The sequence below is a fragment of the Streptomyces griseobrunneus genome (assembly GCF_046713465.1).
In the GTDB taxonomy this organism is placed as follows: domain Bacteria; phylum Actinomycetota; class Actinomycetes; order Streptomycetales; family Streptomycetaceae; genus Streptomyces; species Streptomyces microflavus.
The window spans coordinates 7,900,267-7,919,524 of the sequence record NZ_CP177080.1 but is presented as its reverse complement, the minus strand read 5'-3'; the positions used below and the strand labels follow the sequence as shown (position 1 = coordinate 7,919,524).

The 19,258-nt window shown below is 70.8% G+C and carries 12 protein-coding genes; 6 read left to right on the top strand and 6 right to left on the bottom strand.

Annotated features, from left to right (window positions below; all coding sequences use genetic code 11):
• Window positions 1–288: 288 nt before the first annotated feature.
• The 3 genes from ACK8N7_RS35975 to ACK8N7_RS35965 are packed head-to-tail and all read left to right on the top strand — an operon-like array spanning window position 289 to window position 3,845.
• The gene (locus ACK8N7_RS35975; protein WP_403215319.1) at window positions 289–1,068 is read left to right on the top strand and encodes a hypothetical protein; all 780 of its coding nucleotides are present in this window, start codon (window positions 289–291) and stop codon (window positions 1,066–1,068) included.
• A gap of 24 nt (window positions 1,069–1,092) precedes the next feature.
• Window positions 1,093–1,641, top strand: coding sequence for a TetR/AcrR family transcriptional regulator (locus ACK8N7_RS35970; protein WP_403215321.1), 549 nt, complete (start codon window positions 1,093–1,095; stop codon window positions 1,639–1,641).
• 38 nt (window positions 1,642–1,679) lie between these two features.
• Window positions 1,680–3,845: an MMPL family transporter gene (locus tag ACK8N7_RS35965; protein WP_500445286.1), complete on the top strand. Its 2,166-nt coding sequence runs from the start codon at window positions 1,680–1,682 to the stop codon at window positions 3,843–3,845.
• Between the two features lie 92 nt (window positions 3,846–3,937).
• Here ACK8N7_RS35965 and ACK8N7_RS35960 read toward each other — a convergent pair whose 3' ends face one another.
• The gene (locus ACK8N7_RS35960; protein ID WP_500445284.1) at window positions 3,938–4,675 is read right to left on the bottom strand and encodes a carbonic anhydrase; all 738 of its coding nucleotides are present in this window, start codon (window positions 4,673–4,675) and stop codon (window positions 3,938–3,940) included.
• A 228-nt stretch (window positions 4,676–4,903) separates the two neighbouring features.
• Window positions 4,904–6,100: a glycoside hydrolase family 64 protein gene (locus tag ACK8N7_RS35955; protein ID WP_403215324.1), complete on the bottom strand. Its 1,197-nt coding sequence runs from the start codon at window positions 6,098–6,100 to the stop codon at window positions 4,904–4,906.
• A gap of 197 nt (window positions 6,101–6,297) precedes the next feature.
• Between ACK8N7_RS35955 and ACK8N7_RS35950 the strand changes: the two genes are divergently transcribed.
• A complete protein-coding gene (locus tag ACK8N7_RS35950) occupies window positions 6,298–6,693 on the top strand; it encodes a hypothetical protein (RefSeq protein WP_403215326.1) in 396 nt (131 codons plus the stop codon).
• Between the two features lie 152 nt (window positions 6,694–6,845).
• Here the strand turns inward: ACK8N7_RS35950 and ACK8N7_RS35945 are convergent, their stop codons facing one another.
• Window positions 6,846–8,666, bottom strand: a complete 1,821-nt coding sequence (locus tag ACK8N7_RS35945) for a ThuA domain-containing protein (protein ID WP_500445282.1) — start codon at window positions 8,664–8,666, stop codon at window positions 6,846–6,848.
• Complete coding sequence (locus ACK8N7_RS35940; protein WP_500445280.1) at window positions 8,663–11,500, bottom strand: PQQ-dependent sugar dehydrogenase; 2,838 nt, start codon at window positions 11,498–11,500, stop codon at window positions 8,663–8,665. The genes ACK8N7_RS35945 and ACK8N7_RS35940 overlap by 4 nt, the downstream gene beginning before the upstream one ends.
• A 550-nt stretch (window positions 11,501–12,050) precedes the next feature.
• Here ACK8N7_RS35940 and ACK8N7_RS35935 point away from each other — a divergent pair.
• Both ACK8N7_RS35935 and ACK8N7_RS35930 read left to right on the top strand, forming a co-directional pair.
• Window positions 12,051–13,319: an RICIN domain-containing protein gene (locus ACK8N7_RS35935; RefSeq protein ID WP_500445278.1), complete on the top strand. Its 1,269-nt coding sequence runs from the start codon at window positions 12,051–12,053 to the stop codon at window positions 13,317–13,319.
• Between the two features lie 297 nt (window positions 13,320–13,616).
• On the top strand, window positions 13,617–16,961 hold the full coding sequence (locus ACK8N7_RS35930; protein ID WP_500445276.1) for a S8 family peptidase: 3,345 nt from the start codon (window positions 13,617–13,619) through the stop codon (window positions 16,959–16,961).
• 163 nt (window positions 16,962–17,124) lie between these two features.
• Here the strand turns inward: ACK8N7_RS35930 and ACK8N7_RS35925 are convergent, their stop codons facing one another.
• Together ACK8N7_RS35925 and ACK8N7_RS35920 are read right to left on the bottom strand one after the other, a co-directional pair.
• Window positions 17,125–17,778, bottom strand: coding sequence for a hypothetical protein (locus ACK8N7_RS35925; RefSeq protein ID WP_403215335.1), 654 nt, complete (start codon window positions 17,776–17,778; stop codon window positions 17,125–17,127).
• Window positions 17,775–19,256, bottom strand: coding sequence for an ATP-binding protein (locus ACK8N7_RS35920; RefSeq protein ID WP_403215337.1), 1,482 nt, complete (start codon window positions 19,254–19,256; stop codon window positions 17,775–17,777). The genes ACK8N7_RS35925 and ACK8N7_RS35920 overlap by 4 nt, the downstream gene beginning before the upstream one ends.
• Window positions 19,257–19,258 lie beyond the last annotated feature (2 nt).

Genomic DNA, 19,258 nt, shown 5'->3' with positions numbered 1-19,258 from the left:
CGGGCGGCCGGCATCCCGCCGCATCGGCCTGACGTCGCGGTCCGGTGCGACCTGAGACGCATACGGAGGTGCGAAGGATCAGCCTGTACGGGTACGTCGACCGGCGTCACCCCGCGATGCTCCCCCTCACATGGCCTGCCCAAGAGCCCTCCGGGCTCCTAGAATCGGAGCAGTCGCAGCGACCTGGGGGCGGGGGCACCAAGGATGAGCCGGACACCATCCCGATGGGCACGGATCTGGCGCGGCCGGCGCCCCCGCACCCCGAGCCGGGCCGCGACGCCCCCGAGCGTGAAACCCTGGGCCCGCTCCGACGAGCTCGACCGTTGCCCGGTGCCGCCCAAGGACCAGGAGTGGGTCGAGAGATGGATGACCTGGTGCGTGAAGGAGTTCGGGCCCGAGGCCGTGAAGCGTGAGACGGCGCTCCCGTCCTCGGGCCTCTTCCCTGCGGACTTCGTCGGCACCCCGGCCCAGGTCGAGGAGCTGGTCGGGCGGGTCTGCACGGTGATGGGGGTCGACCCCGGTGACGTACGCGTGCGGTATTTCGACAGCGCCGACGAAGTGCCCGACGCCCTGCGGAGCGGCGGCAGCAGGCACCGGGCGGTCGGCCGGTACCACAAGGCCGACGGTCACGCCGTGATCGAGCTCGACCTCCGCGAGGCCGGGCAACCGGCTGTGCTCACGGCCATCATCGCCCACGAGCTCGGTCATGTCCGTCTGCTCGGTGAGGACCGTATCCAGGGCCTCGACGTCGACCACGAGAGACTGACCGACCTGGTGACGGTCTTCCTCGGCATGGGCTTCTTCACCGCCAACGCCGCCTATCGCTTCACCAAGTCGGTACAGGGGTTCTCCGTCCTCCCGCTGGGCGACCTCACCGAACGGATGCTCACCGGAACCGCCCTGGACCCCACCCACCACCTCGGCTACCTCACCGAGCGCCAGTTCGGCTACGCCCTGGCGTGCTACTGCCTGCTCCGGGGCGAAACAGATCCGCCCTGGTCCCGCCAGCTGGAACCCGGCGCCCGGGCCGCGCTGCGACAGGGGCTGCGGTACCTCGCACGACCCTGACCGATCGGTCAGCTACCATGACGCATGCCTCGTCCGCGTTCCGAGATGCGCCGTCACATTCTGGATGCCGCCCTTCGCCTGTTCGCCCACCACGGCTTCAAGGGGGCTTCCTTGCAGGACATCGCGGCCGAGGTGCCGTGCTCGAAGGCCTCCCTGCTCTACCACTTCGCCGAGAAGGAAGCGATCCTCACCGAACTGCTGACGCCGCCGGCCGAGGGGCTCTCCGCACTCAACGGCGAACTGGCCGCTCTGGAAGGCTCGCGCGCGGTGGAACCGGCCGTGACGGGATATGTCGGCCTCGCGATGCTGTTCCACCTGGAACTCAAAATCATCTTCGCGGAGCTGCCGCAGATGCTCGGGCATCCCGCTCTGGCGGTCATCCCTCCTGCCGTCGACCGGCTCGCCGACGCGCTGGCCGGCCGCTCGCGGGAGCCCGGCGCACTCGTCTCGGCCCGCATGGTGATCGGCGGGGTGGCGGTCGCGGTCGCCGGCGGCGTCGATGTCCCGCCCGACGTGATGCGCGACGAACTGATCCGAGGGGCACTCAGAACCCTCGGGCATCCTCACAGCTGAGACAGGCTGTGCAACCGAAGAGAAAGGCGCCGCTTCGCATGGCTGTTCTCCTGTACCGGCTCGGCCGGCTGTCCTTCCGCCGTCGAGGCCGGGTACTCGCCCTGTGGCTGCTGCTGCTCGCCCTGCTCGGTGGTGGCGCGATCGCCTTCAGCGCGCCGGCCACCAGCGAGTTCTCCATACCCGGGACCGAGTCGCAGCAGGCCCTGGACTCGCTCGCCCGGGAGTTCCCGCAGGCGGGAGGTGCGACAGGCACGATCATCGTGGCCGCCCCCGAGGGTGAGAAGCTCACTCCCGCCGCCGTGGCCCCGGTGGTCGAGGAAGCGGCCGAGGTGCCCGGTGTCCTCGCGGCCATCGACCCGTTCCAGGCCCGGACCCTTTCGCCGGACGGGCGTTACGCCCTGATCCAGGTGCAGTTCGACTCGGTGGCCGACAGCGTCACCGACGCGCAGCGGAAGTCGTTCACCGCGGCAGGCGCGTCCGCCGAGGGGCTCCGGGTGGAACACGGGGGCGAGATCATGCGGGGCGCCCCCGAGATCGGCTCGACCGAGATCATCGGCGTCGGTGTCGCGGCGCTCGTGCTGGTCCTCACGTTCGGCTCCCTCGTGGCGGCCGGGATGACCCTGCTCAACGCCCTCGTCGGGGTGGCCGCCGGCATGGCCGGTCTCTTCTCCCTCAGCAGCATCGTCGAACTGACCAGCACGGCGCCCATTCTGGCGCTCATGCTGGGCCTGGCCGTGGGCATCGACTACGCGCTCTTCATCACCTCCCGCTACCGGCAGTACCTCGCGGACGGCATGGACGGGGAGGAGGCCGCCGGGCGGGCCGCCGGTACGGCCGGTTCGGCCGTCGTCTTCGCCGGTGCCACGGTCGTCATCGCGCTCGCGGGACTCGCGGTCGCCGGTGTCCCCTTCCTTACGGTCATGGGTCTCGCCGCAGCCGCCACGGTCGCCCTCGCGGTGCTGGTCTCCCTGACCCTGCTGCCGGCCGTCCTCGGATTCGCGGGCGTCCGTGTCCTGCCCCGCACGCGCCGCAAGCAGGACAGCGCACCCTCGTCCACCGGTACGGGGACGGCCTTCGGCTTCCGCTGGGGCCGGATCGTGGCACGGTTGCGCGTCCCCGTCCTCCTCGTGGGCGTCGTGGGCCTCGGCGCACTCGCCCTCCCCGTACAGGACATGCGTCTGGCTCTGCCCGACGCGAGCACCGAAGCGGCCGGTTCGCCCAACCGCGAGGCCTACGACCTGACGACCGAGGGGTTCGGCGAAGGCTTCAACGGTCGCCTGGTCGCCGTCGTCTCGGCGGCCGACGCACAGGCGACCGCACAGGCGGCCAAGGAGGCCACCGCGCTGATCTTGGACACCGACGGCGTCCTGGCCGTCGCCGCCCCTCAGCTGAACGAACAGGGCACGACCGCTCTGCTGGCCGTGATCCCCAGGACGGGGCCCACCGCCGCCGCGACCGAGGACACCGTGCACGCGATCCGCGACCGGGTGGCGGGCGTTCAGGGCGCCGACATCGCGCTGACCGGGGTGACCGCGGTCGGCATCGACGTGTCGGAGAAGCTTGCCGCCGCCCTGCCGGTGTATCTCCTGCTCGTCGTGGGCCTGTCGGTGCTGCTGCTGATGCTCGTCTTCAGGTCGGTCCTGGTGCCGCTGAAGGCCGCCCTGGGCTTCCTCCTCACCATCGGCGCCACGTTCGGCATCACCGTCGCGATCTTCCAGGAAGGGCATCTGTCGCAGCTGGTCGGCCTCGACACCCCGGGCCCCCTGGTGAGTTTCCTGCCCATCCTCCTGATCGGGATCCTCTTCGGTCTGGCCATGGACTACGAGGTCTTCCTCGTCTCGCGGATGCGGGAGGACTTCGTCCACGGGACCGAGGCGCGCCAGGCCGTCATCAGCGGCGTCGGCCACAACGCCCGGGTGGTCACCGCCGCGGCGATCATCATGACCGCCGTCTTCGGCGGATTCGTCTTCATGCACGACCCCGTCATCAAGTCCATCGGGTTCGCCCTCGCCATCGGCGTTCTCATCGACGCGTTCGTCGTCCGCATGGCCCTGGTGCCCGCGGTCATGCATCTTCTGGGCCGCGCCGCCTGGTGGCTGCCCCGCCCCGTCGACCGGGTCCTGCCCGACCTCGACATCGAGGGCGAGCGGCTGAACCAGGCGATTCCCGAACAGCGGCCGGAGGCAGAGCTCGTGAAGTCCTGAGCCCGGGGCAGAGCTAGTGAAGTCCTGAGATGAGCCCTTCGGTGTCGCCCGCCCCGCCACCCGACGCCGAAGGGCTCGCCCCCCTGCGGCGGTCAGCTGATGCGGTGGACCAGCTGGGTGCTCAGTTCGTAGCGCGCGCCCACGATCTCCAGCTCTCCGGCGGCCACCTTGGCCGCGAGGTCTCTCTCGCGGGCCAGCCGGGACCTGACCAGCCGGACCTGTGCGCTGACGGTGGCGTCCACGCGTGCGTCACCGTGCTGCGAGTGGACGATCGCGGGCTTGATCTGGTCGGCCACGTACTGGATGTGAGCGGGCAGGTGCTCCCCGGTCTCCTCCGCGTGCACGGCCGCGGCGACCGCACCGCACGCCTGGTGTCCCAGGACCACGACCAGCGGGATGCCCAGCTCCAGCACTCCGTAGGCGATGCTCCCGAGCACCGCCTCGTCCAGCACCTCACCGGCCGAGCGCACGGTCATGAGGTCGCCCAGCCCCTGGTCGAAGACGAGCTCCGGCGGCACGCGGGAGTCGATGCAGCCGAGTATCAGGGCGAAGGGCGACTGGCCGGACACCAGCGAGTGGCGCACCGAGGAGGACTCGTGGGGGTGCTGCTGATGGAAGGTACGCCACCGGCGGTTGCCCGTGGAGAGCGCGGCCAGGGCGGCTGCGGGAGTGGCGGGTCGCGTCGAAGGTACTGCCCGGGTCCGGGTGACGGCTCCCACGGGCGAAGCACCGGCTACGAGTACACCGCCTGCCGCGGTGGCGGCGGAGGCGCGGAGCAGCGTGCGGCGCGTGGGCGCCGTCGGCGTCTGGGCATGTCGGGTCGTCTTCACGCCCGGACGCTAACTTCCACATGACTGACGGAGCTTCATACATGACAAGACTTGGTCACGCCTTGATCATCTCTTGGCCGGACATCAGCGGAGTGTGACCGTCGACCGCCATTTCGCAGCGGTCCGTGCCGGGAGCGGAGGGCGAGGGCGAGAAACGCCCCAGGAGCCGACGGCCGGTGCGTACGGGATCACGGCCGTGGGCCCCTGCGGCCAGGAAGGAGCAGATGGTCAGCTGAACCGGTCGAGCGTGATGAACGCTTCTTGCGGGTTGCCGTCGTGGACGAGCGACTCGTGGGCGCCCACGTCGTCGAAGGCGAAGCCGTACGCCTTGCCGTCCACCATCTGTGCGTGGATGAGGCGGGAGTAGTGGTTGGTCACGGCGTCCCGGTAGAAGTTCGCCGCGTTGTTGTCCGGCTGGTTCGCGCTGGTCAGCAGGGTGGAGCGGTTGAAGCCCGCGCACAGTGTGCGGGAGATCGGGCCACGTACCAGGTCGTTGGGGGCGTCCAGGTGCTTGTAGCAGCCGAAGATGCTGTCCGAGTCCGGCTTCTGGAACGAGGTCACGAACGCACCCGCGCTGTTGGTGAAGTTCATGGTGTTCCCGGAGACCCGGCCGAAGTACTTGGTGTTCGGCTCGTGCGCGAACGGGGTGACCGTCAGGACGGAGCTGCTGTAGCGGCTCCAGACACGATTGACGTAGTCGTTCAGGATGCCGGCCGGGAGGGTGCCGGCACCGACGCCGTGGCCGGGGGACAGAGCGCGCAGGACGGTTCCGTCGGACCGGGTCTGGAGGAGGCCGGCCCAGCCGCCGGGCTGGTTCCTGAGGGAGTTGAGGACGGCGTTGTAGCCGCCCGCCTTGAGGCGGCCGGTGCTCTTGACGCTTCCGCCGGGGGCCTTGACCCCGACGGAGTACGGGGCGGAGAACATGTCGACCTGGGTGCTGTTGATCCACAGGCCGGCGTCGTTGAGGGTGTACTCGGTCCAGTTGAACAGGATGTTCCTGTTCGGGTCGCTCGGGTTCTGGACCGCGGGCTGGACGAGTCCACCGGTGGTGACCTTGAAGACGAGTTTCTGGCCGTACGAGAAGTAGACGCGGCCGGAGAATTTCGGCATCCGGATCGTCAGGGACTGTCCGTTGCGCGGCCCGGCGATCGACGCGTCCGGCGCCGGGGTCGGGGGGTTGCCTCCGGCCGGCCAGGGGTGGAACGTGCCGTTCGCGTCGGCCCAGCCCTGCCGGCCTGTGGAGAGCTCCGTTCCCAGGTTGTAGACGTAGATCTGGTCGCCGCGGGCCGAGTCGTTCTTGATGGTCAGCGGGATGGTCGCGGGCACCGCGGCTTCGGCTGCGGTCGGGGCGACGGCGGTGGTCAGACCTGCCGCCAGGGCCAACGCGGCGGTCAGTGAAGCGAGACCTTTCCATGGAGCGGGCATGCTCGTCCTCCTCATCGGTCGGATCCGTGGGTGGAACGGTGTGCACATCACTCTTGAGAGCGCTCTCAAGCGTCCTGCCGGGAGGGAGGGCTGTCAACGAGCGTGGCTCAACTCATTTAATCCACAAGGGAGATGGGAGGAGCATGGAGGAGGGCCGGGCGCTCCGCCCTGTGCTCATCTCTTGAAGGGGAGGCATCATGGTGTACGCGGAACCCATGGCGCGAGCGGTGGTGGAACCCGCCGTGGCCGAGTTGCTGGGCAGGTTTCCCCGTGGCGGGGAGTTCAGCACCACCGTCTCTCTCGGTGGGGACGACTTCAGCATGTACGCCCACGTCCGCGCGAAGCGCACCCGGCCGGGAGTGGCGAGGGTCGCGGTGGCCTGTTGGGTCGTCAACAGGGACACGGCCCGCTATCTCGGTGGCAGTCCGCCGTCCGAGGCCGAGACCCTGCTGCCTCCGGAGGGGACGGCCGGTCCCGACGAACCCCTCACCAGACGTGTGGTGGGCTGCCTGGCCACTCGGATGGGCGCTTACGCCGCCGCGCAGCCGGAGGCCGACGGCCACTTCGGGATCGAAGTGCCCGTCGGCGTCTGACGAGCGCGTGCGCGGCAGAAAGCCGGGCCCGGCGGTCGAAGAACGGCGGCGGTGCGTTTCGGCGTTGCGCCCCGCCGCCGTCACCGGCCCCGTGTGGCGGCCGGTCCCGGGGTCACCGCCTCCCGCGGCGGCCCCGGAGTCGGGAGGGCCGCTCAGCCGGGGAGCGCCCACTTCTGGTTGGCACCGGTGTGGCAGGTCCACAGGTGGAGCTTGGTGCCGTCCGCCGAGGAGACCCCGGAGGCGTCCAGGCACTTGCCCGACGCCGGGTTCTTCAACGTTCCGTCGGCCTGTGCCACCCACTTCTGGGCGCCCGTGCCGTTGCACCCGTACAGCTGGATCTTCGTGCCGTCGGCCGTTCCCGCGCCGCTGATGTCCAGGCACTTGCCGAGTGCGCGCAGCGTGTCGTCCGTGCCGACCGCCCACTTCTGGCCGGCGCTCTGATTGCACGTCCACAACTGGATCTGCGTGCCGTCGGCGCTCGACCCGCCTGCCACGTCGACGCACTTGCCGCCGATGCCGGTGACAGCGCCCTCCCGGGGTCCGGTCGCGCCGCCGAGCTCCTTGACGCGGATGTTGCGGAAGGACACGTCGTCGCCCTCGCCGTGGTTCTGCAGGCCGATGTGCCCCTGCTGGAGGCTACGGGCGGGGTCGGTGTTGGTGAAGTCGTTGATCTTGCGGCCGTTGAGGAAGAGCTGGAGGCGCTCGCCCTCGACCCGGATCTCATACGTGTTCCACTCCCCCGGCGGGTTGAGGGCCGCGTCCCGGGCGGCGAGGTCGGCGGACTTGAACCCGTAGACGGAGCCGGTGGTGCGGTCGGGGGTGTCGGTGGCGTCGATCTGGATCTCGTACCCGTTGTTGACGGCCGACCACGGGTCGTCGGAGGCCGGGAAGCCCACGAAGACACCGGAGTTGTCGTCACCGGCCTGGCGCCAGTCGAGCTTCAGGGAGTAGGACTTGTACTCCTTCGCCTGGTACCAGAACAGGCCGAGGCCGCCCCGGGAGGTCAGGGTGTTGTCGGCGTTGGCGAAGGAGCCAGGACCGGCCTGCTTCCAGCCGGTGGTCCCGGAGGTGCCGAACAGGGTGGTGTAGCCGGTCTCCGGGCGGCAGTCGGCCTCCGTCATCTCCGCGGCCCAGCGGATGCCGCCGAGCAGATGGCGTCGGAAGACGGGGTCGGCGTAGGAGTCCTCGGTGTGGCCGCCGCCGGTGTAGAAGGCGCGCCCTCCTTCGTAGCCCTTGCACCAGGCGATGGGGTGGTCGCCGCCCATGGTGCCGCCGCTGTAGGTGGACTCGTCGAGCGAGGCCAGGACGTGGGCCGAAGTGCGGGGGTTGGTGCGGTAGTCGTACCACTCGTCGGTCCGCTGCCAGGTGGAGCCGAGGTGGGCGGTGGCGTCGTGGGCGCGGTCCTCCACCTTCACGGTGGCCGGCTGGATGTGCGGGTGGGACTTGAACAGGGCGCCGGCCAGGCCGCTGTACCAGGTCCAGTCGTACTCGGTGTCGGCCGCCGCGTGGATGCCGACGTAGCCGCCGCCCGACTGGATGTACCCCTCGAAGGCGCTCTGCTGGGCGGTGTTGAGGACGTCTCCGGTGGTGGAGAGGAAGACGACGGCCTCGTAGCCGCTGAGGTTGGCGGGGGTGAAGGCGGCGGCGTCCTCGGTCGCGGTGACGGTGAAGTTGTTGGCGGTGCCCAGCTGGCGCAGGGCGGTGATGCCTTCGTCGATGGAGGAGTGGCGGAAGCCGGCGGTCTTGGAGAAGACCAGCACGTCGTACGCGGGGTCCGCGGCCACCGCCGCCGCGCGGACGGGGGCGGCCGACACGCGGGCGGGGACGGCCGACACGCGGGCGGGGACGGCCGACACGCGGGCGGGGACGGCCGGCGCCGGTTCGGAGGCCGTGGAGACCGCCGTGGGCAGGACGGCGGCGCCGAGCAGGCCGCAGGCGGCCCAGCAGGCGAGACGGGTGAGTCGTCGGCTCATGTCAGGGTCCACTTCTGGTTGGCGCCGGTGTGGCAGGTCCACAGGTGGAGCTTGGTGCCGTCCGCCGAGGCGGCTCCGGAAGCGTCCAGGCACTTGCCGGACACCGGGTTCTTCAACGTTCCGTCGGCCTGTGCCACCCACTTCTGGGCGCCTGTGCCGTTGCACCCGTACAGCTGGATCTTCGTGCCGTCGGCCGTTCCCGCGCCGCTGATGTCCAGGCACTTGCCGAGTGCGCGCAGCGTGTCGTCCGTGCCGGGCGTCCACTTCTGCGCGGCGCTCTGGTTGCAGGTCCACAACTGGATCTGTGTGCCGTCGGCGCCGGCTCCCCCCGCGGCCTCCGCGCACTTGCCGCCGATTCCCTTGAGTTCACCGCCGGGCGCGGTGGCCCCGCTGGTGGTGAAGGTGAAGTCGTCGAGGTCGAAGAGGGAGCCGCTGCCGCCCTTGAAGACGAGGTACAGGGTGGTGGTGGAGGCCGGGCGGTTGGTCAGGTCCGCGCTCACGTCCCGGAAGGTGTCCCAGCCTCCGGTCACGGGGACCGCGGCCGAGCCGAGCAGGGTGCCGGTGGGTGAGCCGGCCCGAACCTCCAGTGTGCCTCCCGCGCCGCCGGAGGAGACCCGGGCGGTCAGCTTGGTGGCGTTGCCGAGGATGTACGGGGTGAAGGAGATCCAGTCGTTGTTGTCGATGTAGCCGACGGTTTTGCCGCCGTTCGCCGTGGCCTTGTCGACGATCTGGATGCCGGCGGAGCCGCCGAAGTGCTCGGCCTGCCGCTTGCTGCCCTGGCTGACGTTCTGGTCGTGCGTGGTCAGGGCGGGCTGCCCGTTGGCCCCCTTGTCGGTGTACTCGGCGTCCCAGACGCCGAAGATGTTCGCGTTGGGGTCGTGCTCACCGTCGGCGATGGTCTGTACGGTGCCGGAGCAGCCGGTGGCGGAGGTCTGCGGGTGGCCGTGGCTGTCGTGGCCGATGATGAAGGTGACCTTCACCTTGGAGCAGTCGATCGTGCCGTCCTCGGGGTCGGTGACGGTGACCGTGAAGGGTACGGCGGCGCCCGGGTCGATGATGGAGCCGTCGGCGGGCAGGTTGAGGGTGACTGTGGGCGCGGTGTTGCCGACGGTGATGACGACGGAGGCGGTGGCGGTGTTGCCGGTGCCGTCGGAGACGGTCAGTTCGGCGGTGTAGCGGCCGTTGGCGGTGTAGGTGTGCGAGGGGTTCGCGGCGGTGGAGGTGGCCCCGTCACCGAACTTCCAGGCGTACGTGAGCGGGTCGCCGTCGGGGTCGGAGGTCCCGGCCGAGGAGAACGCCACGGCGAGCGGCGCCTGGCCCGAGGTGCGGTTGGCGGTGGCCTTGGCGAGCGGGGCGCGTCCGTCGGTGACGTACTCGATGCGGTAGACCGCGCTGTTGGCGTCCCCGTTGAAGTAGCCGGTGCCGTAGTCGAGGACGTACAGCGCGCCGTCCGGGCCGAAGGCCATGTCCATGACCTGGGTGCCCTGCCAGGGGAACGCGTTGATCGACTGCACGGCGCCGTCGGAGCCCTGCTCGATGCGCTTGATCCACCGGCGGCCGAATTCACCGGCGAAGTAGTCGCCGTCGAAGGTCTGCGGGAACTTGACCGTGGAGGCCGAGGCCGCGTCGTAGCGGTAGACGGGCCCGCCCATGGGTGACTCGGAGCCGCCGCCGAATTCGGGGACGGAACCCCCGTCGTACGGTATCCAGGCGGGCTGGGCCGGGGGCAGGTCGGTCAGGCCGGTGTTGTTGGGCGAGGTGTTCTTCGGTGCGGTGCAGGAGAAGGCGGCGCCCGATGTGGAGGTGGCGAAGTTGTAGTCCACGTAGGGGCTGTTGTTGCCGACGCAGTAGGGCCAGCCGTAGTTGCCGGCCTTGGTGATGCGGTTGAACTCGACCTGTCCGGCGGGTCCGCGTCCGGCGTTGGCCGTGCCCGCGTCGGGGCCGTAGTCGCCGAGGTAGACGGTGCCGGTGGGCTTGTCGACGCTCATCCGGAAGGGGTTGCGGAAGCCCATGGCGTAGATCTCCGGCCTGGTCCTCGCGGTTCCGGGCGCGAAGAGGTTGCCGGAGGGGATGGTGTAGTTTCCGTCGGCGCCGATCTTGATCCGCAGCACCTTGCCGCGCAGGTCGTTGGTGTTGCCGGAGGAGCGCTGGGCGTCGTACGCGGGGTTGCGGTTGGCGCGCTCGTCGATGGGGGTGTAGCCGTCGGAGGCGAAGGGGTTGCTGTCGTCGCCGGTGGAGAGGTACAGGTTGCCCTGGGCGTCGAAGTCGATGTCACCACCGACGTGGCAGCACAGCCCACGGCTCGCGGGGACGTCGAGGACCTTCTTCTCGCTGGCGGTGTCGAGGGTGCCGTCGGTCCTGAGGGAGAACCGTGACAGCCGGTTGACTCCGTCGAAGGGGGCGAAGTCCGTCGCGGAGCCGGTGGCGGGTGCGTCGCCGGCGGGGGTGGTCAGCTTCGGTGCGTAGTAGAGGTAGACGAAGCGGTTGGTGGTGAAGCCGGGGTCCACGCCCACGCCCTGGAGGCCCTCTTCGTCATGCGAGTAGACGTCCAGTTTCCCGGCGACCTTGGTGGTGCCGGCGGCGTCGGTGAGGCGGAGGGTGCCGTCCCGTGAGGTGTGCAGGACGGACCGGTCGGGCAGGACGGCGAGGGTCATGGGCTCGCCGGTCTCGGCCACCCCCTTGGCGAGGGTGACCTGCTGGAACTCGTCGGCCGCGACGCTTGCCACGGGTTCGGGGGCCGCTGCGGCGGGTCTCTGCTGGGCGGTCAGGGCGCCCGCGGCGGCGAGCAAGGTGCAGGCGAGCGCCGCGAGGGGTCTGGTGAGTCTCCTGTGCACGCGCATCCTCCGTGTGATGACGGGGTGAGGTCTGGAGCACAGGCGCGCGCCGTCGCGCCGCGGACATGGGTGCCCCCGGGGGGAGGAAGGGGCGCCCGGTCCTTTGCCGTTCGGTACAGAGCAGGAAGGTAATGGCTTTTTCGCGGACCAGAAAGCCCTTTGACGTACCTGGCCTCATCTTTCTCTACTGGGGGGACAAAGTCGCTGGTTGGGCTTCCGGTTGAGGTCCGCAGGCGGGGGGCGCGGCGGCTCCCGGAGCCGTGGCTCCAGTACCACCGCCGACCGTGGGGCCGCTCGCGTGCCGTCCGGTGGAACACCAACCTGACCTGCGGTGAAGGGAATTGGTCCAGACGAACACCTTGACGGACCTCCGGCGCCCTCCTTAAATCGTTATCGCCAACTGTTGAACACCGCTTCCCCCCGGGATCCCCGGATCACTTCATTTCGTGTTCGTACGTGACCGTTGGCGCACTCCGCCCTGTCATGTACGCGTCACTCAGCTGGTCCTCCCTCTCCTCCCCACACCCCCACGAAAGCGATGTGATGCCCCGTGCGCACGCCTTGGCGCCACAGATCCCTGACCTGGCTGGCGGCAGCAGCCGTTCTCGGTCTCGCCTCCCTCAGCCCGACCGCCGTGCAGGCCGCCCCCGCCCCGGCCCCGGTCTCCGCCGATGCCACCCCCCTCGCCGTGACCTTCGACGAGAACTTCGACGGGCCGGCCGGTTCCGGCGTCAACGGCTCCAGATGGCAGCTGGAGACCGGCGACAACGTCAACAACCACGAGCGGCAGTACTACACCTCGGGCACGAACAACGCCGCGCTCGACGGTCAGGGCAACCTCGTCATCACGGCGAAGAGGGAGAACCCGGCCAACTACAACTGCTGGTACGGCCGGTGCGAGTACACCTCGGCCCGGCTCAACACGGCCGGGAAGTTCACCGCCCAGTACGGGCGCGTCGAGGCCCGCATGAAACTCCCGCGCGGCCAGGGCATCTGGCCCGCCTTCTGGATGCTCGGCAACGACATGGGCAACATCGGCTGGCCCGCCGCGGGCGAGATCGACATCATGGAGAACGTCGGCTTCGAGCCGGGCACCGTGCACGGCACGCTGCACGGACCGGGCTACTCCGGCTCCGGCGGTATCGGCGCGGGATACACCCTGCCGGGCGGAGCGGCCTTCGCGGACAACTTCCACACCTTCGCCATCGACTGGAGCCCCAACTCCATCAGGTGGTCGGTGGACGGGAACGTCTACCAGACCCGCACCCCCGCCGACCTCGGCGGCCGGCAGTGGGTCTTCAACAAGCCCTTCTTCATGATCCTGAACCTCGCGGTCGGCGGCTACTGGCCCGGCGACCCCGACGGTTCCACCCGCTTCCCGCAGCAGCTCGTCGTGGACTACGTGCGTGTGAGCACCGACGGCGGCACCAACCCGCCGGCCGGCCGGACCATCCGGGGCATCGGCGGGAAGTGCCTCGACGTGGCGGGCGCCAGCTCCGCCAACGGCACCGCCGTGCAGCTCTACGACTGCAACGGCACCGCGGCCCAGCAGTGGGACGTACGCTCCGACGGCACCGTCCGGGCCCTCGGCAAGTGCCTCGACGTGACCGGCAACAGCACCGCGAACGGGGCACAGCTCCAGCTCTGGGACTGCAGTGCCGGCCCGAACCAGCGATGGACCGTCACCGGCGCCCGCGACATCGTCAACCCACAGGCGGACAAGTGCGTGGACGCCACCGGCAGCTCCTCGGCCAACGGCACCCGTGCCCAGCTGTGGACCTGCACCGGGGCCGCCAACCAGAAGTGGACGCTCGCCTGAACAGCCCCGCCGCGCCCACGGTGAACGGCCCCTGCACGGGCTGACCGCGGGACGCACCACGTACGCGCCCGGGACCGCGAACACGGTCCCGGGCGCGTACATGTACGTGCGCGTGTACGGGCCTGTCCGTCGCCCCTCACGTAAGCCCCATCGCTCCGATCGGCTGTTACACAACGATCATTGAGTGGGTTCGAACGGCCTCGGCATACTTCAGAGCCCCGGGGCCGGGCGCAATCGAACAGGCCCCGCGCGGGCTGGGCCTTCGCCCGCCCGATCCACTCCTGAGCAGGGGCAATCTTGCGTAAACGATCAAAGAAGGCGTACGCCGTCGTCGCTGCGGCCGCCGTCGTGCTGACGGCGTGCATGACAGGTCCGGCAGCGGCGGACACCAGCGGCCCGGACACGGCTCTCCCGGTCACCACCAAGGGCCTGGGGGCGGTCGGCAGGACCGTGCACACCGTCACCCTGATCACCGGTGACCGGGTCCTCGTGGACTCCCGCGGCCGGGCCGGCGGTATCGAGCGGGCGAAGGGCCGGGAGGACATGCCCTTCTTCACGCAGACCCAGAACGGCCGTACGTATGTGGTGCCGCGGGACGCCAGGCGGCTCATCGCCGACGGCACGCTGGACCAGCGGCTGTTCGACATCACCGGACTCGCCGCGGCGGAGGGCCGCAAGGCCCACCGGGCCGGACTCAAGGTGATCGTCGGCTACCGGGGGTCGGCGGCCGGGTCCGCCCGCGCCGAGGTGCGGGCCTCCGACGGCACCACCGTACGCCGGACCCTGTCGGCGCTCGACGCCGATGCCGTAACCAGCGCCGGAGCCACGGACAGCACGGGGTCGCTGTGGGATGCCCTGACCCGTCAGCGGGGTGACGGGTCGGCGGCCACGACCTCCGGCATCGCGCACATCTGGCTGGACGGCACCCGTAAGGCGTCGCTCGACCGCAGCACCGGGCAGATCGGCACTCCGGCCGCCTGGGCCCGCTCGTACGACGGCACCGGTACGAAGATCGCCGTCGTGGACACCGGGATCGACGCCACCCACCCGGATCTGACGGGCCGGGTGGTGGCCGAGCGGAACTTCAGCGGCTCCCCCGACGCCCTGGACCGTGTCGGACACGGCACGCACGTGGCCTCCATCGCGGCCGGCACCGGGGCGAAGGACGCCCGGTTCAAGGGCGTGGCGCCCGGGGCTCAGCTGATCAGCGCCAAGGTCCTGGACGACCGTGGGATCGGTGACGACTCCGGCATCATCGCGGGGGTCGACTGGGCTGTCGCCCAGGGCGCCGACGTCATCAACATGAGTCTGGGCGGCCCCGACACCCCGGGGATCGACCCGATGGAGGCCCAGGTCAACAAGGTCTCCGCGGAGAAGGGCGTCCTGTTCGCGATAGCCGCGGGCAACAGCGGGCCCGGGCGGGGCACGGTCGCATCGCCGGGCAGCGCCGACGCGGCCCTGACGGTCGGCGCCGTCGACGACGACGACCTGATCGCCGACTTCTCCGGCGTCGGGCCCCGCACCGGGGACGGAGCCGTCAAGCCCGACATCACCGCGCCGGGCGTGGCGATCACGGCGGCCGCGGCGGCGGGCACCGGGGGGCAGAACCCGCCCGGGTACACCACCAAGGACGGCACCTCGATGGCCACCCCGCACGTCGCGGGCGCGGCGGCGATCCTCAAGCAGAAGAACCCCGCCTGGACGGGCGCCCAGATCAAGGCCGCCCTGACCGGCTCGGCCGAGGGCGGTTCCCACTCGGTCTTCCAGCAGGGCGCGGGGCGGCTCGCCGTCGACAAGGCGATCGACCGGACACTGGTCTCCGAACCGGTCTCGGTCGGTCTGGCCACCCAGCAGTGGCCCCACACCGACGACACCCCCGTCACCAAGGAGGTGACGTACCGCAACAGCGGCACCGCCGACGTGACGCTGGACCTGTCGCTCGCGGCGCCCACCGGCGGCGACGGGCAGCCCGCCCCGGCCGGGTTCTTCACCCTTGACGCGCAGCGGATCACGGTCCCGGCGGGCGGCACCGCCGCCGTGAACCTGACGGCCGACACCCGGCTCGGCGGTACGGTCGACGGCTCGTACTCGGCCACGGTCGTCGCGTCCGGAGGCAGTGTGAGCGTGCGCACCCCGGCTGCGGTGGAGCGTGAGAGCGAGTCGTACGACGTCACCTTCAAGACCCTGGGACGGGACGGTGCGCCCAGCACCGCCTGGCAGGCCGACCTGAAGGGCTACCGCGAGTCCGCCTCGGGCCTGCGGTTCTTCCCCGATCTGTCGTCGGGCACCACCACGGTCCGGCTGCCGCGCGGTACTTACAGCCTCGCCGCCGACATGCTGGTCGACCCGGTGGACCCGCGCAAGGGCGCCGATCTGATCAACAATCCCGAGCTCTCGGTGACCGGGCCCACCACGGTCACCCTCGACGCCCGGACCACCCGGCCCGTGACCGTCAAGGTGCCGGACGCGGCCGCGCGCCCCACCCGCGCCGGAATGATGTACACGCTGAGCACACCCGAGACGTTCATCATCGAGGGGCGCGAGTACAGCAGCTTCGACAACCTCCGTACCGCGTACCAGGGTTCCCCGATGGCCGAGGGTGCCCTCGCCCAGCAGTGGTCCGCCCACTGGGAGCGGAACGGCAACGAGTACAACATGCTCACCGGCGGCCCGGTGCGGGAACTGGCCACCGGCTTCAGCCGGACCTACACGACGAAGAACATGGCCCTGGTGAGGGCGAGGATCGGCTCGTCCGTACCCGGTGTCGACGGTGTCCTCGCGGCGCACGGCATGCTGGAGCACGGCGGCGGCGTCGACGCCCTCTACACCGTGCGGTCGGCACCGGAGACACGGAATGTGTACCTGTCCACGGCGGGCGGGGCCACCTGGAACATCGTCGCGGGTGTCCTGGGCGAGGCGGACCCGACGGGCTACCGGGGCCTCGACTCGGCGTACGAGCTCGGCGGGTACCGGCAGTTCTCGGCGGGGGCGACGTACACCGAGACCTTCAACGTCGGTGTGCTGGGGCCGCGGATGAAGGCGGACGACGGGATCGTACGCGACGGCGACGACATCTTCGGCGCGTTCCCGCTGGTCAGTGACGGGGCAGGGCATTCCGGATTCGCCGAGTACGCGAAGGCGAGCACCACCATCCACCGCGACGGCCGGCTGTACCTGCGGGAGGACGCCGCCATCGACCAGCAGCCCTTCGCGCTGCCGGCCGAATCCGCCGCGTACAAGGTGGAGACCACGATCCAGCGGAACCCCGCGGTCAACCGCGCCGGGACCCGGATCGACGCCTCGTGGACCTTCACCTCGGCCCGCACCGAGAGCCCGGCGATGCTTCCGGTCTCCACGGTCCGATTCCTGCCGCAGCTCGCGCTGGACTCCACCGTTCCGGCGGGCGGCAAGCAGACCGTTCCCGTCGAGGTGCAGGGTGCGGCGGCCGGCGCCAACCTGAAGACGCTGCGGGTGCTGGTGTCGTACGACGACGCGAAGTGGCTGCCCGCCCCGGTCGTGGCCGGGAAGATCACGGTGCGTGCCCCGGAGAAGGGCAGGGCGATCTCTCTGAAGGCCGTCGTCACCGACAAGAGCGACAACGAGTCGGCGGTCACGATCCACAACGCCTTCTTCGGCAGGTGAGGCTCCGCCGGGCGGGCCTCCCGCCCGGGTGAGTTGGAGGAGAGCGGCCCGCCGGAACTGAAGTTCCGGCGGGCCGTGGCGGCGGCCGGTCTCCCCGGCCGCCGCTCAGCCGTGCGCGCGCGCCCTCCGCCACGGCTCGGAGTGCCGGCACCCGGACAACGGCTCAGCGGGCCGGCACCCGGACCGCGCGAACGGGGCAGTCCGCCGGGGCGAGACGTCCGTCCTGCCCCACCAGGCTCACGGACACGGCCCCCTGCGCATGTGCCGCGTACGCGGCCGTGCAGACGAGTTGGTCGCGGGCGGGCGCGGTCAGCCGTGTCACCCTCAGCTTGAGGTTCACCTCGACGGTGGGGCCACCCGTCACGATCCGGCCGGCGGCGGATGCCGTACGGGGCAGCGAGGGAGCATTGCGGAATCCGGCCCGCCGTTCGGCCTTGTCCGGCCCGGCGAGCAGGGCGGTGACGGCTGCGAGAGGGGGGAGGGGCTCGCTCATCTCCTCCCCCGTCAGGGGCGTACCGCCCAGGCCGTCCTGTCCGTGCACCTCGTCGGGGCCGGCGGACGAGCCGTCAGGTCCGGCGGTGCCGCTGAGCCACGGCCGTTCGACGATCCGTGGCACGGGCAGCAGTTCGTCGTCCGGGGAGATGAAGAACAGCAGCACACGTCCCTCACGCGGCGGAAGCAGATCGGCGACGGGCGGGCGGCCGGCCTCGACCACGGCCGTCTCCTGGATACCGCAGCCGGTGAGCGGGGCTCCGGCGAGCACCAGCAGCGCGGCCAGCCGGACCGCCCTGCGCGCACGGAACGTCTGCTCCCTCATGCCGTGGCCCCCGTTCCGTCGCGGCCGTCCGGCGGTGCCGCGGCTTGCGCGGGCCCTTCGAAGGGCAGCTCCACCGTGAACTGCGCGCCGCCGCCGGGTGCGTTCCGCGCGTGGATCATGCCGCCGTGCAGCCGTACGTTCTCCTCGGTGATCGCGAGCCCGAGGCCGCTGCCCGACGAACGGGAACGTGCGGCGTCCGCCTTGTAGAAGCGGTCGAAGATGTGCGGCAGCGCGTCCGGTGCGATCCCGGGGCCGCTGTCGCGCACCTCGATGATCAGCGCATCGCCGCGTTTCGACAGCCGTACGGTGACCGGTTCGGCACCGTGCCGCAGGGCGTTGCCGACCAGGTTGGCCACGATGACGTCGAAGCGGCGCGGGTCGAGGCGGATACGGAAGCCCTCGGGCAGCTCCGTACGGACCCGTCCCAGCCACTGTCTGACGGACAGGGTGCTGCGCACGGCCTCGGCCGCGTCGACCTCGTCGGCGACGAGAGCCACCACCCGGGCGTCGAAGCGGGATATCTCCATCAGATCCTCCACCAGCACGGCGAGCTTGCCGGTCTCGGCGCTGATCAGGCGCACCGCCCGTGCGGTGTCCGGGTCGAGCGTCCCGGCGTCCTCGTCCAGCACGTCCGTGACGGCGAGCATGCCGGCGAGCGGGGTGCGCAACTCGTGCGAGACGTCCGAGGCGAAGCGGCGTGCCCGCGTCCCGGCGTCCCGCAGCTCCTGTACGGAGTGTTCGAGGCGGGCCGCCGACTCGTTGAACGTGCTGGCCAGGGCGGCCATTTCGTCCCGGCCGCGTACGGCGATCCGGGTGTCGAGCTGACCGCCGCCCATGGAGTGCGCGGCACGCCGCAGTTCACGGACCGGGCGCAGGACGCTGCGGGCCGCGAGCAGCGCGGGCACCAGGGCGACGGCGAGCCCGGGCAGTGCGCCGTCGCGGGCGGCGGTCACCAGGGCGTCGATGTCCACCTCCTCGTTCGTCATGGGCATCACGGCGAAGAGGACCAGGCCGCTGGGTACCGCGCGGCCGCCGGCCACGACCCGGGTCATCACGGGCATCCCGATCGTCAGATACGCCTTCCCGTCCTTGACGACCCGTTCGAAGCTGCCGTGCGGCGAGGCATGCGCGGTGCGGCGCAGCTCCGCGGTCAGTACGCCGGAGACGGGCCGGTCGCCCGAGGAGGCGCGCAGCGAGCCGTACTCGGCGAAGACGATCCACGGATGGGGTTTGGCGCGTGCGGCGATGTCGTAGAGGTTCCACCGGAGGGATTCGGGGTCCAGGGGCAGGCTGGGGACGAACCGTTCGGCCTCCTCGCGGAAGGAGACGACGGCGGTGTCCTGCGCGCGTACGAGGACCGCGCTGCGTGCCTCCCGATAGGTCAGCGCGGCGGTCGTGACGGCGCTGACCGCGGCCACCAGCAGGAAGGCGAGCACCAAGCGGGTGCGCAGCCCGAACGCCGAGGCCGCTGTCGGCATCC